Source organism: Halolamina salina (assembly GCF_054653455.1).
On record NZ_BAAIGE010000002.1, the window covers coordinates 2250529 to 2265604 of the forward strand.

Annotated in this window: 17 protein-coding genes, 1 tRNA gene and 1 pseudogene; 6 read left to right on the forward strand and 13 right to left on the reverse strand. The window is 69.8% G+C overall.

The genetic code is table 11. The features are described from left to right. Positions 1-172 precede the first annotated feature (172 nt). The 5 genes from rpl7ae to ACYQZ5_RS12035 all read left to right on the forward strand — a co-directional run bounded on the left by rpl7ae (position 173) and on the right by ACYQZ5_RS12035 (position 1975). Positions 173-535 carry a 50S ribosomal protein L7Ae gene (gene rpl7ae, locus ACYQZ5_RS12015; RefSeq protein WP_053947091.1) on the forward strand — a complete coding sequence of 121 codons (363 nt, stop codon included), beginning with the start codon at positions 173-175 and terminating at the stop codon, positions 533-535. A 3-nt stretch (positions 536-538) separates the two neighbouring features. Then, positions 539-766 carry a 30S ribosomal protein S28e gene (locus tag ACYQZ5_RS12020; protein WP_053947090.1) on the forward strand — a complete coding sequence of 76 codons (228 nt, stop codon included), beginning with the start codon at positions 539-541 and terminating at the stop codon, positions 764-766. After that, positions 766-1143 carry a 50S ribosomal protein L24e gene (locus ACYQZ5_RS12025; protein ID WP_379732485.1) on the forward strand — a complete coding sequence of 126 codons (378 nt, stop codon included), beginning with the start codon at positions 766-768 and terminating at the stop codon, positions 1141-1143. The genes ACYQZ5_RS12020 and ACYQZ5_RS12025 overlap by 1 nt, the downstream gene beginning before the upstream one ends. Beyond that, positions 1140-1604 carry a nucleoside-diphosphate kinase gene (gene ndk, locus ACYQZ5_RS12030; protein WP_379732486.1) on the forward strand — a complete coding sequence of 155 codons (465 nt, stop codon included), beginning with the start codon at positions 1140-1142 and terminating at the stop codon, positions 1602-1604. The genes ACYQZ5_RS12025 and ndk overlap by 4 nt, the downstream gene beginning before the upstream one ends. A gap of 89 nt (positions 1605-1693) precedes the next feature. Next, entirely contained in the window at positions 1694-1975 is a 282-nt protein-coding gene (locus ACYQZ5_RS12035) for a DUF6199 family natural product biosynthesis protein (protein WP_379732487.1), read from the forward strand. Here the strand turns inward: ACYQZ5_RS12035 and ACYQZ5_RS12040 are convergent, their stop codons facing one another. The 12 genes and pseudogenes from ACYQZ5_RS12040 to ACYQZ5_RS12095 all read right to left on the reverse strand — a co-directional run bounded on the left by ACYQZ5_RS12040 (position 1976) and on the right by ACYQZ5_RS12095 (position 14471). Further along, the gene (locus ACYQZ5_RS12040; RefSeq protein ID WP_379818624.1) at positions 1976-2503 is read right to left on the reverse strand and encodes a hypothetical protein; all 528 of its coding nucleotides are present in this window, start codon (positions 2501-2503) and stop codon (positions 1976-1978) included. Further along, positions 2493-4205 (reverse strand): sodium/proline symporter, encoded by a 1713-nt coding sequence (locus ACYQZ5_RS12045; RefSeq protein ID WP_379731898.1) that lies wholly within the window; start codon positions 4203-4205, stop codon positions 2493-2495. The genes ACYQZ5_RS12040 and ACYQZ5_RS12045 overlap by 11 nt, the downstream gene beginning before the upstream one ends. A 10-nt stretch (positions 4206-4215) precedes the next feature. Continuing rightward, positions 4216-4356, reverse strand: a complete 141-nt coding sequence (locus ACYQZ5_RS12050; protein ID WP_379818626.1) for a hypothetical protein — start codon at positions 4354-4356, stop codon at positions 4216-4218. Between the two features lie 77 nt (positions 4357-4433). Continuing rightward, positions 4434-5513: a methionine synthase gene (locus ACYQZ5_RS12055; protein WP_379731895.1), complete on the reverse strand. Its 1080-nt coding sequence runs from the start codon at positions 5511-5513 to the stop codon at positions 4434-4436. Continuing rightward, positions 5513-6529, reverse strand: coding sequence for a 5-methyltetrahydropteroyltriglutamate--homocysteine methyltransferase (locus ACYQZ5_RS12060; protein ID WP_379731893.1), 1017 nt, complete (start codon positions 6527-6529; stop codon positions 5513-5515). Before ACYQZ5_RS12060 ends, ACYQZ5_RS12055 begins: the two co-directional genes overlap by 1 nt. Positions 6530-6664: 135 nt before the next feature. Then, positions 6665-7609, reverse strand: a pseudogene (locus ACYQZ5_RS12065) (ABC transporter ATP-binding protein); the annotation flags it as partial. Then, a complete protein-coding gene (locus tag ACYQZ5_RS12070) occupies positions 7606-8712 on the reverse strand; it encodes an ABC transporter ATP-binding protein (protein WP_459846303.1) in 1107 nt (368 codons plus the stop codon). The gene ACYQZ5_RS12070 and the pseudogene ACYQZ5_RS12065, both read right to left, overlap by 4 nt. Before the next feature lie 6 nt (positions 8713-8718). Then, positions 8719-9639, reverse strand: coding sequence for an ABC transporter permease (locus ACYQZ5_RS12075; protein WP_459846307.1), 921 nt, complete (start codon positions 9637-9639; stop codon positions 8719-8721). Next, positions 9636-10592, reverse strand: a complete 957-nt coding sequence (locus ACYQZ5_RS12080; RefSeq protein ID WP_379732671.1) for an ABC transporter permease — start codon at positions 10590-10592, stop codon at positions 9636-9638. The genes ACYQZ5_RS12075 and ACYQZ5_RS12080 overlap by 4 nt, the downstream gene beginning before the upstream one ends. 12 nt (positions 10593-10604) lie before the next feature. Further along, positions 10605-12230 carry an ABC transporter substrate-binding protein gene (locus ACYQZ5_RS12085; RefSeq protein WP_459846310.1) on the reverse strand — a complete coding sequence of 542 codons (1626 nt, stop codon included), beginning with the start codon at positions 12228-12230 and terminating at the stop codon, positions 10605-10607. A 57-nt stretch (positions 12231-12287) separates the two neighbouring features. Continuing rightward, positions 12288-13043 carry a universal stress protein gene (locus ACYQZ5_RS12090; RefSeq protein ID WP_379818638.1) on the reverse strand — a complete coding sequence of 252 codons (756 nt, stop codon included), beginning with the start codon at positions 13041-13043 and terminating at the stop codon, positions 12288-12290. Beyond that, positions 13044-14471 (reverse strand): APC family permease, encoded by a 1428-nt coding sequence (locus ACYQZ5_RS12095; RefSeq protein ID WP_459846313.1) that lies wholly within the window; start codon positions 14469-14471, stop codon positions 13044-13046. A 101-nt stretch (positions 14472-14572) separates the two neighbouring features. On the opposite strand from ACYQZ5_RS12095, the gene ACYQZ5_RS12100 reads away from it, so the two are divergent. After that, positions 14573-14914, forward strand: coding sequence for a 2Fe-2S iron-sulfur cluster-binding protein (locus ACYQZ5_RS12100; protein WP_379732947.1), 342 nt, complete (start codon positions 14573-14575; stop codon positions 14912-14914). A 60-nt stretch (positions 14915-14974) separates the two neighbouring features. On the opposite strand, the gene ACYQZ5_RS12105 is transcribed toward ACYQZ5_RS12100, so the two are convergent. Then, positions 14975-15049, reverse strand: a tRNA-Val gene (locus tag ACYQZ5_RS12105). Positions 15050-15076: the final 27 nt, after the last annotated feature.

The following is a 15076-nucleotide window of genomic DNA, read 5'->3' on the forward strand; positions in this document are numbered from 1 at the left end:
CGTTTCGGCCCGTGTTGGGCGCTGTCACGGTGCCGGCAGTTTGAACACGCTTTTACGTGGGCCTGTCGAATCGTGGATCGAAGCCTGTCAGGGGTTGATGATACTCCCCACCGTCAGGGACGCAGTTCCGGTGGGGCAGTCGAGCCCGCAGGCAGGACGAGGTACTACAACAATGCCAGTTTACGTCGACTACGAGACCCCCGCCGACCTCGCCGACCGCGCGCTCGACGCGCTCGAGGTCGCCCGGGACACCGGCACCGTGAAGAAGGGAACCAACGAGACGACCAAGGCCGTCGAGCGCGGGAACGCGGATCTCGTGTTCGTCGCCGAGGACGTCGAGCCCGAGGAGATCGTCATGCACCTGCCCGAACTCGCCGAGGAGAAGGGCATCGCGGTCGTCTTCGTCGAGACTCAGGACGACCTGGGTCACGCCGCCGGCCTCGAGGTCGGCAGCGCCGCCGCCGGCATCGTCGACGCCGGCGACGCCGAGGACGACGTCGAGGACATCTCCGAGAAGGTCGAGGAACTCCGGTAACCCATGAGCGCAGAAGAGGAGAACGGCACGGAATCGACGCCGGCCGAGGTGATCGAGATCGTCGGCAAGACCGGGATGCACGGCGAGGCGATGCAGGTCAAGTGCCGCATCCAGGACGGCTCGAACCAAGGTCGCATCATCACGCGGAACGTGCTGGGTCCCGTGCGGGAGGGCGACATCCTCCAGCTGCGGGAGACCCAGCGTGACGCCGACTCCATCGGAGGTGCCTGATGCCCCAGAACCGAACCTGTGACTACTGTGGCGACGACGTCGAGCCCGGCACGGGCACGATGTTCGTCCACACGAACGGCAGCGTCGTCCACTACTGCTCGGCGAAGTGCGAGAAGAACGCCGACCTCGGGCGCGAGCCCCGAGATCTGGAGTGGACCGAGGAGGGCGGCGACCACGGCACCGAGGAGACGGTCGAGGAGACCGAACCCGAGGAAGCCGTCGAAGAGGAAGAGGCTGAAGCGGAAGAAGAAGCGGAGTCCGAGGAGGAGGCTGCGGAGGCCGAATCCGAGGAGTCCGAGGAAGCCGACGCGGACGCCGAGGAGGAGGCTGAGGAGGCCGAGTCCGAGGCTGACGACGACGAGGAGGACGAGGAATGAGCGAGCGCGAGCGAACGTTCGTCATGGTCAAGCCCGACGGCGTCAAGCGCGGGCTGATCGGCGAGATCGTCTCCCGGTTCGAGCAGCGCGGCCTGAAGCTGGTCGCCGGGAAGTTCATCGAGATCCCGCGTGACCTCGCCGAGGAACACTACGGCGAGCACCGCGAGAAGGACTTCTTCGAGGGCCTCGTCGAGTTCATCACCTCCGGACCCGTCTTCGCGATGGTCTGGGAGGGGCAGGACGCCACCCGGCAGGTCCGATCGATGGTCGGCGAGACCGACCCCGCCGAGTCGCCCGCGGGCACGATCCGCGGCGACCTCGGACTGGACCTCGGGCGCAACGTCGTCCACGCCTCGGACCACGAGGACCCCGGCTCGAACGAGCGCGAGATCGATCTGTTCTTCGACGAGGAGGAGCTGATCGACTACGAGCGCCCCGACGAAGCCTGGCTCTACGAGTAACGCTTCGTCTTCTCCCGCTTTCTTCCCGGCCGCGAGCGGCGGCGCCGGAACCACAAACGCCTCGTGTCCGGGGACCGAACGGTCCGTGTATGCTCCTGAGAGCCATCACGTTCGTCTCCGGCGTCGCCGGGGCCGCCCTCCCCGAGAAGTCGATCGAGATCGGCGCGCGCTCGATGCTGGTCGGCTACGAGAACCCCGAGGACCTCGAACCCGAGGACTGGTACGTTGACGCCGTCCGATACGCGTCGGTGCTGCTGGCCGTCGCCGCACTGATCGCGCCGTTCCTGCCCACGCCGAGCGAGGGCAGCGACGACGAGGACGCCGCCGCCGAAGCCGGCCCCGTCGTCGACGTGATCGAGTCGAGCGACTGATCAGCCGTCGAACGGCCGCTCGTCGCCCCGCACGCTGTCGATTATCACGTCACCAGCGGGGCGCTCGGCCAGCCAGAACAGCTTGTAGGCGTCGACGACGCGCGCGAACTCGATATCCGGCGCGTCGGCGAGGATCGACCCCCGCAGCGTCCACTGGAACGCCGCCTCCCGCGCTTTCTCGTCGGCCTGCTCGGGCGAAAGCTCGCCGGGCAGCACCAGCACGTCCTCGATCCGCCGTTCCTCGGCCTCGGGCACCGTGTCCGCCCGGACGGCGAGCCGCCGGGAGCGGTCGACGCTGATCACCCGGCGGTCCCGCCGCGGCGAGAGCAGTGGCCGGTCGACCTCGATCTCGGCCTCGTACACGCGGAACGGGTACGCGACTGCGCCGACCCGACCCGTGGACTCGACCGACTCCCGGGGTATCCCGGGTTCGATGACCGGGAGTTCGACCGACTCGTGGCGGTCGCCGACCAGCGGGTGGTCCGCGGGCGGGAGCGACTCGTCGTCCGGCACCGCGTCAGTCGTCATCCTCCCAGTAGCCCGAGGCGACGACGTGGGCGCGGACGTTGTCGCCCTCGGTCAGCACCTTCGGCGAGGTGTCCGTCGCCTCGCCGGCGGTGTCGAGCGTGGTCCCGCCGTCGGCCACGTACTCCGAGGAGCCCGCGGTGTCCTCGCCGGCGACGATCGCCGAGAGCGGCTTGTCGAACGCGGCGAAGTGCTCGTCGACGTTTTCGGGCGGCTCGGTCGCGAGCGACACGACGATCAGCGTGGTCGTCGAGAGGATGAACGCCGGGAACAGCCCGTACACCGTCACCAGCCCGTACCAGAACGCGGCGGACTCCGGCGGCATCATCCCGACCCAGCCGAGCACCGTCGAGAGCTGAGTCCAGAGCACCATCGTCGCCGTGCCGACGATCATGCTGGCGACCGACCCCGTCGCAGTGACGCGTTTCCACCACAGCGTCGCGATCACCGTGGGGCCGATGGCGGCCCCCAGCCCGCCCCACGCGTAGTCGAGGACGAGCGTGTAGATCGGCGTGTTCTGTGCGACGAACGCGAACGCCACGCTGGCGGCGCCGAGTCCGAAGGTGACGTAGCGGGAGTAGCGGACCAACTCCTGCTGGCTGGCGTCGCGGTCGAGGAAGCCGTGGTAGACGTCCTCGACGACCGCGCTGGTCGCGACGAGCAGTTGGGAGTCGGCGCTGGACATCATCGCCGCCAGCGCGGCCGCGAGCACGATCCCCGCGATCACGCCGGGCAGCAGGTCGAGCGTGAGCCGCGGCATCGCGTTGTCGGGATCCGCGAGCGCGCCGTCGCCGAACATCGCGATCGCGTACAGCCCGACGAGCGCCGCGCCGACGTACGCGACGAACATGAACAGTTGGGCGACCATCGCGGCCAGCCGGATGTTCCGCACCCGGTCGATCCCCATGAACCGCACCATGATGTGGGGGTTGCCGGGGACGCCCAGCCCGATCGCGGCGTAGCTGATGACGCCGAAGACGGCGGCCCAGCCGGCCATTCCGGCGGTGATGCTGGTCGCTGCCGGGCCAGCAGCGGCCGCGACGGCCTCGAACGGCAGCCCCATCTCGGTGAAGGCGAGCACCGGGAGGACGATGAACGCCGCGAGGATGATCGCGCCCTGGAAGTAGTCCGACCACGCGACCGCGAAGTAGCCGCCGAGGAACGTGTAGCCGATGACGATCACGCCGCCGGCGACGATGCCGATCCACGGCTCGATCCCGGTGAGCACCTGCAGCAGCGTGCCGGCGGCAACGATCTGGGCGCCGACGTAGCCGCCCTCGAACAGCATCAAAACGAGCGCGGAGACGGCTTTCACCGCCCCGGTGTCGTCGCCCAGCCGCGTCTCGAAGAACGTCGGCAGCGTCACCGAGCGGACGAGTTCGGTGTACTTCCGGAGCCGTTTGGCGATGCCGGCCCACGCGAACAGGTCGGCGGGGATCATCCCCAGCCCGTTGAGAAAGGCCATGATCCCCGTGCCGTAGGCGTCGGCGGGGACGCCCAGCGTGAGCCAGCCGCTCATCTCGGAGGCGCGCTCGGAGAACCCCGTCACGACCGGGCCGATCTCCCGGCCGCCGATGACGTAGTCGCCGACGGAGTCCATGAAGCGGGAGGCCCACAGCCCGATACCGACGAGGATCAGGAGGTAGAACGCGAACGTGCCGAGCACCCAGACCCCCGCGCCGCCGGCGATCCCGCCGCTCTGGATCGGGACGCCGCTAAGCATGGTCCTCCTGGTAGCGCTCGCGGATCGCGCGCTCGCGGCGCCCCTCCCAGACGTAGTACACGATCAACATCAGGAAGAAGACCGCGTACGGTCCGACGACGCCCAGCCAGTCGAGTGTGCTCATCGCTGCCATGCCCGTCCTTCGCCGATCAACGATATATGTGTTTGGCTCCGATCGCGTGACGGCAGCGCGTTGACGTGTCGGTCGGGTCAGTCGTCGGCGGGGGCGGCGTCGCGGGCCGGCACGTCGATCTCGCCGGCGTCGAGGGCGGCCTCGACGTTCCGGGCCGCGGTCACGAGGTTCGCGGTCTTCTCGTAGGCCGCCTCGCGGGGGAGCAGCTTCAGCCCGCAGTCCGGCGATATCGTGAGCTTCTCCGGCGGGACGACTTTCAGGCCCTGCCGGATGTTTTCCTCGATCTGCTCGACGCTCTCGACCTCGGCGGTGTGAGCGTCGACGACGCCCAGCGCGAGGTCGGGCGCGAACTCGCCGTCCGCGAACGTCTCGATCTGCTCGTAGTCGCCGTTACAGAGTTCGAGGTCGACCTCGTCGATCGGGAACTCGTTGAGTTCGGGGTAGATGCGGGAGTAGTCGCCGTAGCAGACGTGCAGCCCCACGCGCACCTCGTCGGGCACGCCGTCGACGATGCGTTCGAGGCAGCCGCCGACGATGGCGTGGTCGTCGGGCGTCGTCGCCAGCGCGGGTTCGTCGATCTGGATGTAGCGGGCGCCCGCGTCCACGAGTTTCTCGATCTCCTCGTTCACCAGCTCGGCGAGGTCGTAGGCCAGCGCCTCGCTGTCGCCGTAGTGCTCGTCGAACGCCCAGTTCGCGAGCGTATACGGCCCGGTGATCGGCACCTTGACCGGGCGCTCGGCGACCTCGTCGGTGAACTCGAACTCGTCGACCAGCCACGGCTCGTCGTAGCTGACCTCCTCGACGACGCTCGGCTTGTCGAAGTAGTTGTGGCCCCACACCTTCACAGGCCCGTTGAACTCGTAGCCGTCGATGCGCTCGGCGAAGAACTCCACCATCTCGTTGCGGCGCATCTCGCCGTCGACGACGGTGTCCAGCCCCGCGCGCTCGTGCTCGTCGGTGATCAGGCGGGCCGCGTCGTCGTGGGCTTCTTCGAGGTCGTCCTCGTCGAACGACGAGTCCGGATCGTCCGCGAGGTCGTCGGCGCGGTTGAGCCACGTCGGCTTGGGGTAGGAGCCGACCACGCTCGTCAGCAGGAAGTGGTCGTGCGCGTGGTCGTCGGGACGGAACTGCTCGCGGTTGGCGGCGTCGCGGGCCATCAGGCGCTCACCTCCGTCTCCGGGGCGATCTCGGCCGCCTCCGCGAGCACCGAGAGCTTCTCGCGGTACGTCGAGACGGGGAGGTAGGCGAGTTCGGTGTTCGGCGTGGCGTAGACGGTGTCGAACGTCTGGCTCGGGATCTGGTCGAGCACCCAGTCGATCCGCTCGGCGACCGTATCGGCGGACTCGACGGCGGTGTTCTGCCCGTCGACGAGGCCCAGCGAGATCGACCCCTTCGTGCCGAACTCGGTGACGTTGTACAGGTGGGCGTCGCGGTCGCCGGCGACGAAGTCGAAGCCGAACGCGTCCACGTCGGCGTCCATCAGGTGGGCGTACGTCTTCTCCTCGTGGGCGTCCCAGTAGCTCTGGAGCACCACGTCGGCGTCGGTCGCCGCCGCCACGGCGTCGACCGCGTCGCTGACGCGCTCGTTCTCCTCGCCCTCGGGCGGATCGGTCACCAGCGAGGGGTCGAGCAGGAACAGCGTCTCGTGGGCCGGGAGCGCCTCGACCTCGCCGGCGAGGAACTCCGCGATCGCGTGGAGGAACTCGGCCTCGTCGCCGTAGTGTTCGTCCGTCGCGAGTTCGGCGAGCGTGTAGGGGCCGGGGAGGACCGCTTGGAGGGACTCGTCCTCGTTCAGCAGTCCCGTCGCGGTGTCGAGTTCGGCGGGCACGTCGCCGCTGGCCCCGAGATCGTCGACGACGCGGGGGTCGCGGTAGAAGTTGTTGTTGTCGTAGTAGCGCACGATCCCGCCGGTCTCCACGGCGTCGTGGACCGCCAGCGGGTGGGCGAGGAAGTCGTCCCAGCGGCCCTGCCCCTCGACGATGCGGTCGAGGCCGGCCGCGCGCTGATCCTCGATCAGTTCCTCGCGGACGCGCTCGTACGCCTCGCGGACCCCAGGCCCCTCGTCGCCGTCGACGAGGTCACCTTTCTGGTGGCCTTTCAGGTCCGAGAGCTCGTCTTTCGCCCAGTCGGGCAGCGGGTACAGCCCCAGCGTGGTCGCGACTCGCTCAGTCATGGATAGCCGTTCCGGATGCAGGAGCTTAATAATTGCTACTCTGAAAAATGCCTTTCAGTTATCCCCGTCGGGACGGAAGTGACACGCGACGGTCCGGCCGTCGCCGTTCTCGGGCCGAGGCTCCCCGCCCGACTCGCGCTCGGTGAGCGCCGGATCCTCGGCGACACACCGCGCCGCGGCGTCGTCGTCGAGGCGTTCGCGCAGGTGACACCGCGGGTGGAACCGACAGCCATCGGGCGGGTCGGCGGGGTCCGGCGGCGAGCCGGGGAGGCGGATGCGCTCGTCCGGTTCCGGCTCGGCCCGGACTCGGGGGACGCTCGACAGCAGCGCCTCCGTATAGGGGTGGGCCGGGTCGTCGAGGACGGTCCCGAGGTCGCCGAGTTCGACGAACTCCCCGAGGTACATCACCGCGACGCGGTCGGCCACCTGCCGGACGACGCTCACGTCGTGGCTGATCAGCAGATACGTCAGCCCGCGCTCGTCCTGCAGGTCCCGGAGGAGTTCCAGAATTCCGGCCCGAACGCTCACGTCCAGCGCGGAGACCGGCTCGTCGAGGACGAGCAGGTCGGGGTCGAGCGCGAGCGCGCGGGCGATGCCCACGCGCTGGCGCTGCCCGCCCGAGAGCTCGTGGGGGAACGCGTCGTAGTGGCGGTCGCCGTCGAGCCCGACCGTCTCGAGCAGGTCGCGGACGTACGCCGCACGGTCGTTCTCGCGCTCGTCGTGGATCACCAGCGGCTCGGCGACGATGCGGCCGACGGTCATGCGCTCGTTCAGCGTCGAGAACGGGTCCTGAAACACCATCTGTACCCGGCGGCGGAACGCCTTGTCCGGGCCGCCGGCGAGGGAGTCGCCGTCGAAGATCACCTCCCCCGCCGTCGGCTCGTCGAGGCCGATCACCGTCTCCGCGAGCGTCGACTTCCCGCAGCCGGACTCGCCGACGACCGCCAGCGTCTCGCCCCGCTGGAGGTCGAAGCTCACGCCGTCGACGGCCCGGACCGCCCCCGTCTGCCGCTTGAGGATCCCCGACCGGACGGGGTAGTGGCGCTTCAGGTCCCGGACCGAGAGCAGCGGGTCGCTCACTCCTCCACCTCCTCGGTCCACTCGATCGACGCCACGGCCGACCGGTCGTAGTCGTCGCCGCCGGGGTGGGAATCGGTGTAGGCGTAACAGGTCGCCTCGTGGCGGTCGTCGCCCCCGCCGGTCGCGTCCCCGTCGTCGAACCGGACCGTCGGCGGCGCTTGGCCGTCGCAGAGTCCGGCTTCCGCGGCGGGACAGCGCGGGTGGAACCGACAGCCTGCGGGCGGGTCGGCGAGGTCAGGCGGCGAGCCGCCGATCGGGTCCAGATCGCGGCGCTCGTCAACGTCGGGGACGCTGCGGAGGAACGCCTGCGTGTAGGGGTGCCGCGGCGAGCCGAGCAGCTGTTTCCGGCTGCCGCGCTCGACGATCCGGCCGGCGTACATCACCATGATCCGCCGACAGAGCTGGGAGACCACGCCGAGGTCGTGGCTGATAAGGAGGAGGGACATCTCCCGTTCGGCGACGAGTTCGCGGAACAGGTCGACGATGCCCGCCTCCACGCTCACGTCCAGCCCGGTCGTCGGCTCGTCGGCGATCAGCAGGTCGGGCTCGCCGGCCAGCGCCATCGCGATCACCGCGCGCTGGGCCATCCCGCCGGAGTACTCGTGTGGGTAGTCGTCGACCCGCCCCGCGGGGTCGCCGATGCCGACCTCTTCGAGCAGGTCGATCGCCTCGGCGCGGGCCTCGCGCTTGGTGAGGTCGCGGCTCGCCCGGACCGCCTCGATGATCTGGGCGCCGACGGTCTCGGTCGGGTCGAACGCCGCCTCGGCGTTCTGGAACACCATCCCGATCCCCGACCCCCGAATCGAGCGGAGCGTTTGCTGCGACGCGCCGACCAGTTCCTCGCCGCGCCACTCGACCGAGCCTTCGACGCGGCCCTCGTCGATCAGGCCGACGAGCGAGCGCACGGAGACGGATTTTCCGGCGCCGGACTCGCCGACGATCCCCAGCGTCTCGCCCGCCCGGAGTTCGTAGCCGATCCCGTCGACGGCGACCAGCGGCTCCCGACGGCCGAACGTGGTTCGGAGGTTCTCGACCCGGAGGAGCGGCTGTTCGTCGCTTGCGTCGTCGGCGCGTTCGTCGGTCGAAGTGTGGGAGTCAGCCATCGTGAGTCACCTGTTGGGGTCGGTTCGGGGATCGAGCACGTCGCGCAGGCCGTCGCCGAGCAGATTGAACCCGAGGACGGCGATCACGATCGCGACGCCCGGGAACACGCTGTACCACCACTCGCCGCTGTCGACGTACCCCTTGCCGACCCGGAGGATCGACCCCCACGAGGGGCGGGGCGAGGGGACGCCGACGCCGAGGAAGGAGAGCGACGATTCGAGGACGATCGCCAGCGCGGCCGTCACCGTCGCCTGCACGAGGATCGCCGAGAGGCAGAACGGCAGGACGTGGACGAGCAGGATCCGGAAGTGAGAGGCACCCAGCGAGCGCGCGACCCGGACGTGCTCCTCCTCGACGACGGAGACGGCGCTGCCCCGGGTGACGCGGGCGAACTGCGGGATGTAGACGATCCCCAGCGCGGCGACGATGTTGGTCAGCGACTGCCCGAACACCGCGACCAGCGTCAGTCCGAGCAGGATCGCCGGGAACGCGAAGATGGAGTCCATCAGCCGCATCAGCGCGTCGTCGACCCGGCCGCCGACGTAGCCCGCGACCAGTCCGATCGGGACGCCGACCGCGCCCGCGACGAGGGGGGTTGCGACGGCGACCTGTAGCGCGATCCGCGCGCCGAACAGCACTCGCGAGAACAGATCCCGGCCGTAGCGGTCGGTGCCGAACGGGTGGGCGAGGCTGGGGCCTTGCAGGCGCGCGGGCACGTCGACGGCCGCGGGGTCGTACGGCGCGAGCACGGGCGCGAGCAGCGCGATCAGCAGGAATCCCGTCGTGACGACCAGCCCGCCCATCGCGAGGTTGTTCTGGCGGAAGCGCGCGGCGAACGCCCGCCCGCGGCGGCGGAGCGGGGAGTCGGCGCGGTCGGTGGTGGCGTCGGCCGGGGAAGCGTCCGAGCCGGGTTCGGCGTCGCTCATTCTTCACCCCGCAGCTTCGGGTTCAGGTAGAAGTACGCGCCGTCGACGACGATGTTCACCGCGACGAAGAACGTCGTGTAGACGAGCACTACGCCCTGGAGGGTGATGTAGTCCCGGCTCCCGATCGCGTCGATCAGCAGCCGGCCCATCCCGGGGATGGAGAACACCTGCTCGATCACGACCGAGCCGCCGAGCAGGTAGCCGAACTGCATCCCGATCACCGTCACGACCGGGATGAACGCGTTCTTCGTCGCGTGGGCCAGCACGCGCAGTTCGCTCGTCCCCTTCATCCGGACGGCATTCAGGTACTCCCGGCGGAGCTCTTCCAGCAGTTCCGAGCGCAGCATCCGGGTGACGACGGCGGCCATCGCGGTGCCGAGGGTGATCCCCGGCAGCAGCAGGTACCTGACCCCCTCGATGGGGTCCTCCAGCGGCGAGACGTAGCCCGCGACGGGGAGCCAGTCGAGGTTGACCCCGAACAGGAGCAGGAGCAGTATTCCCAGCCAGAAGTTCGGGATCGAGACGCCCAGCAGGCCGAAGCCGAGGCCGACGCCGTCGAGCCACTCGCCGCGGTTGGTCGCGCTCAGCAGCCCCGCGGGGATCGCGATCGTCAGCGACACCAGAAACCCCGCGAGCGTGAGAAACAGCGTCGTCGGCAGCCGGGACGCGATCGACGCGCTGACCGGGCGGTCGTCGACGTAGGAGCGGCCGAGGTCACCCCGCAGCGCGTCGGTGACGTAGTCGACGTACTGCACGGGCAACGGCTTGTTCAGGCCGAGTTCGGCCCTGACGGCGGCAAGCTGCTCCGGCGGCGCGTCGGCGCCCAGCATCACGATCGCGGGGTCGCCGGGGACGAGCCTGATCAGGCCGAAGATCGTCACCGACACCAGCGTGAGCACCGGCAGCGCCCAGAGCAGCCGCCGGACCAGAAACGCCTGCAGCCGTGAGACCATCGCCCTCGGCGCTCACTCCCCCTTCCACATCGTCCAGTAGCGGGTGTACGGGAGCAGCCACGGCTGGACGCCGTAGACGTTCGAGCGCAGCCCCGAGATGCCGTCGGCGCGGGCAACCGAGATCCATGGACAGTTCTTGTTGACGAGCTTCTCGAACTCCGTGTACGTCTCGACGCGAGTCTCCTCGTCAGTCTCGCTGCGTCCCCGTTCGAGTAGTTCGTACATCCGCTCGGCGTCGGGCTGGTCCTCGCCGTAGTGGTTGTACTGGGCGCCGTCGGGGTGGATGAACCCGTAGTAGTGCCGGTCGGGGTCGATCTTGAACGGGACCGAGAACGCCATCGCGCCGAAGTTGCCGCCGACGAAGTCGGAGAGCTGGGTCGCCCACTCCAGCGTCTCGGTCTCGGCGTCGATGCCGGCTTCCGAGAGTTGGGCGACCAGCAGGTCCGCGGTGGTCTCCATCAGCCCGTAGCGGGAGTTGGTCTTAATCGTCAGCGTCTCGCCCTCGAGGGGGTTGCCGGCCTCGTCGAGGATCTCGCGGGCGCGCTCGGGGTCGTGGGTGCGCCGGCTGTCGCCGAGGTCGTAGTGCCAGATGCTGTCCTCGGCGTAGGGCTGCCACGCCGCCTGCCCGTAGCCCGAGACGGCCGCCTCGACGATCGACTCCCGGTCGATCGCGTGGGCGACCGCGCGCCGGACCGCAGGCTCGTCCCACGGCGGCTCGCTGCAGTTGATGTGGATCTGCCCCCACTCGGTGCCGCGCTGGCGGGAGAGCTTCGTCTCGTCGTCGTCCCGCAGCGTCGCGGCGTCGCTGCCGGAGACGCCGCGGACCATGTCCACGTCGCCGGCCCGCAGCGCGGCGACCCGGGAGTCGGCGTCCGGGATCGGCGTGATCTCGACAGTATCGAGCAGCGGGACGTCCTCGCTGCGGTAGTCGTCGAACGCCGCGAGCGTCAGGTGGTCGCCCGGCTCGTGCTCCTCGAGCCGGAACGGGCCGGTCCCCACAGGCTCCTGGAAATCGCCGAGTTCGCCGCCCTGCTCCTCGACGGCCTCCTCGGGGACGACGACCCACGGGACGCGCCCGAGGAAGCTGAAGAACGGTGCGAACGTCTCCGCGAGGGTGAAGGTGACCTCGTACTCGCCGGTCGCCTCGACGGACTCGACCGCCGAGAGGTCCGCGCCCATCGCCGCCTCCTGGTTCATCCGCTCGAAGGAGTACACCACGTCCTCGGCGGTCATGCCGCGGTCGACCGGCGGGTGGAACCGGGCGTCCTCCGTCAGCGTGAACGTGTACGTGCGGCCGTCGTCGCCGATCTCCCAGTCGGTTGCAAGCCGGCCCGCGGGCGCGCCGTCCTCGAAGGTGAGCAGCGTCTCACAAACGTTGAACACGACGACCCACGACACCACGCTCTCGGTCTGGTGGGGGTCGAGCCCGGTGAGTTCGGACTCGAAGCCGACCCGGAGGGTGCCCCCCGACTGGGGGCCGCCCTCTGGCGTCGACGCCGACTCGGTCGCGGACGGCACGTCGGTGTCCTCGGTTGGGGTGCCGTCGCCGCCGGTACAGCCGGCCATCGCTGTCGCCGCCGCGCCGCCGACCGCCGAGAGGAACGTTCGTCGGCCGGTCGCGGTGTCCTCGCCCTGCATTACTGGATACGGAGCGGCGGGGCGGGTAAAGCTTCCACGGTACACACACGGCGGCGATCAGTCCCGCACGACGAGCACCGGCGCGACCGCGCCCTCGGCGATCCGTTCGGCGTCGCCGCCGAACAGCGAGGTCAGCACTCCGGGGCCGCCCTCGCCCATCACGATCACGTCGAACTCCGCCGAGCGGTCGACGACCGCACGGACGGGGGTGTCGCTCTCGGTGAACTCGGTCCGGACGCGGTCGGTCGCGAGGCCGCGGTCGGCCAGCGTCTCGCGAGCGCGCGTGACGGCCGCGTCGGCGTCGAACTCGCCGCCGGTGTCGATCCCCCACAGCGTGACCGACCCCTCGCGGCCGGCGAGCAGCGTGGCGACGAGGTCCGCGAGCCGGTCCACGTCGACGGCGCCGCGGACGGGGACGATCACGTCCTCGACGGCACCGACGGGGTTGGGGAGCAGGACCGCCGTGGCGTCGGTCTCGCTGGCGACGCGGTCGACGGTCGCGTCGCGGTCGTGGGTGAACGCGACCCGGGTCTCGACCTCTCGGCCCGCCTCGCGGAACGCCGCGGCGATCTCGTCGATGGCCGCGTGTGCGCGGTCCTCGAACTGCATGCTCGCCTGCTCGGTGGGCGTCTGCTCGGGCAGGACGTGGTAGCCCAGCAGCACCACCTCGGTGGGCGCGAGGAACTCGACCAGCGGGACCGAGAGGGACTCGCCTTCGAGCACTTCGACGGGGACGAGCACCTTCGGCGGCTCGCGGATCGTGAACGACGCCTCGGCCATGATCTCCTCGGGTGTGGGTTCGTTCTCGGTCATCTACAGCACCCCCTTGAGTCGCACGTCGTCGGCGTAGTACTTGTACCAGCCGGCGGCCGCGATCATGATCGCGGCGCCGATGATCTGTGACTCCCGCTCCATGAACGCGATCAGCCCGAAGCTCGCGAGCGCGCCGATCCCCGCGACCAGCGGGTAGGCTGGGACCCGGAACTCGGGGTCGTACCACTCCGGCTCGTCGCGGCGCATCGCGATCAGCGCCACGCAGATCAGCCCGTACATCACCAAGTGGAGGAAGGAGGCCACCTCCGCGAGCAGTTCGACCTCGCCGAGGGCGACCAGCACCAGCACGGGGCCGCCGGCCATCGACAGCGCGACGTGGGGCGTGCCGTACTGGAGGTTGACGCGGCTGGCAAACTGCGGCAGCAGCGCGTCCTTGCTGACCGCGAACACCGCTCGGGAGGTCGAGAGGATCGACGCGTTCGCGCTCGAGACGGTCGCGAGCAGCCCGCCGATCAGGATTGTCAGCGCGCCCACGTCGCCGCCGAACGCGCGGGCCACCTCGACGATGGCGGTCTCGCCGAACCCCGAGAGCCGGCCGCTGCCGAACGCGCTGGTCGCGACGAAGATGGTCGAGACGTACAGCACGGCGACGATCAGCACCGAGCCGACCATCGCCAGCGGGAGGTTCCGACCGGGGTCCTTGATGTCGCCGGCGACGGTCGCGACCTGCGCGAAGCCGAGGTAGGAGGTGAACACCAGCGCGGCGGTGGAGAAGACGGGCATCAGCCCGAACGGCATGAACGTCTCGGGCGTGCTCGTGGTGCCGAACACGCCCAGCGCGTCGAGGCCGCCGTAGCTCAGGAAGACGACGAGAATGGTCAGCAGCAGGCCGACCACGTAGTTCTGGAGCTTCGCGGCGTTCTCGGTACCGAAGAGGTTCAGCGCGGTGAGCAGCAGGCCGAACCCCAACGCGAGCGCGTCGACGACGGGTAGCCCGCCGATCCGGACGCCGGCTTCCGCGAGCAGCGCGGCGGCGTAGCTCCCGAAGCTGACGAGGTAGAACGCGGTGGCGAACACCAGCCCCAGCCAGATGCTGATGCCGACGACGGCGCCCGGGAGCGACCCCAGCCCCCGCGAGATGAAGTAGTAGCCGCCGCCGGATTTCGGCATCGCGGTCGCGAGTTCGGAGGCGGGCAGCGCCACCAGCAGGGCGATGACCGCGCCGATGGCGAAGGAGGCGGCCGCCGCCGGCCCCGCCTCGCCCGCGGCCAGCCCCGGGAACACGAAGATTCCCGCGCCGATCATCGTCCCCACGCCGATGGAGACGCCGCCGACCAGCCCGATCGACCGCTCCAGCTCCGACCCCTCCTCGGTGACGGCCGTGTCGCTGTCGGCGTCGGTCGGCAGCGCGACCGTCTCGGGGGACTCTCCCGCCCTGTTCGCCCCCTCCGGACGCTCCGTACCCATGGGTGTTCGGTCGGGGCAGGCGTCAAAGAAGATGGTGGCCGGTCCGACAGGGGCGCTCCGCAGCCCCCGGACTCACGGTGCTGGCGCGCGAACGCGCGGCCATGGCCGAGACGGTTCCCGTGACGGTCGTCGACGGCGACGACCGCTCGACGATCGAGGTCGAGCGCGGGCGGACGCTGCGGGACGCGCTGCTCGACGCCGGGTTCGAGGTGTACGGGCGTGTCTCGAAACACGCCAACTGCGGCGGCCGGGGACTCTGTGGGACCTGTGGCGTGGCGATCGAGGACGGACCGGCGCCGACGCACTGGCACGACTCGGCGGCGGCGCGTTTCGGGTACCCGCGGCTCTCGTGTCGGATTACGGTTGAGGAGGCGATGACGGTTCGGTTGGTGGAGAAGGTGGTTTGGGGGCAGTTACTGCCTGACTCCTCTGGGAGGGGATGAGTCGTAGAGTGTACGCAGTAGACTCGTCGCTACGCTCCTCGTCGTTGCGCCGTCAGAAAGTGGGTTGGGGCGGATTTGAACCGCCGGCCTCCTCCATGTCAAGGAGGTGTCATAACCGGACTAGACTACCAACCCGACCGGGCTTACTTCGTACCCTATCTA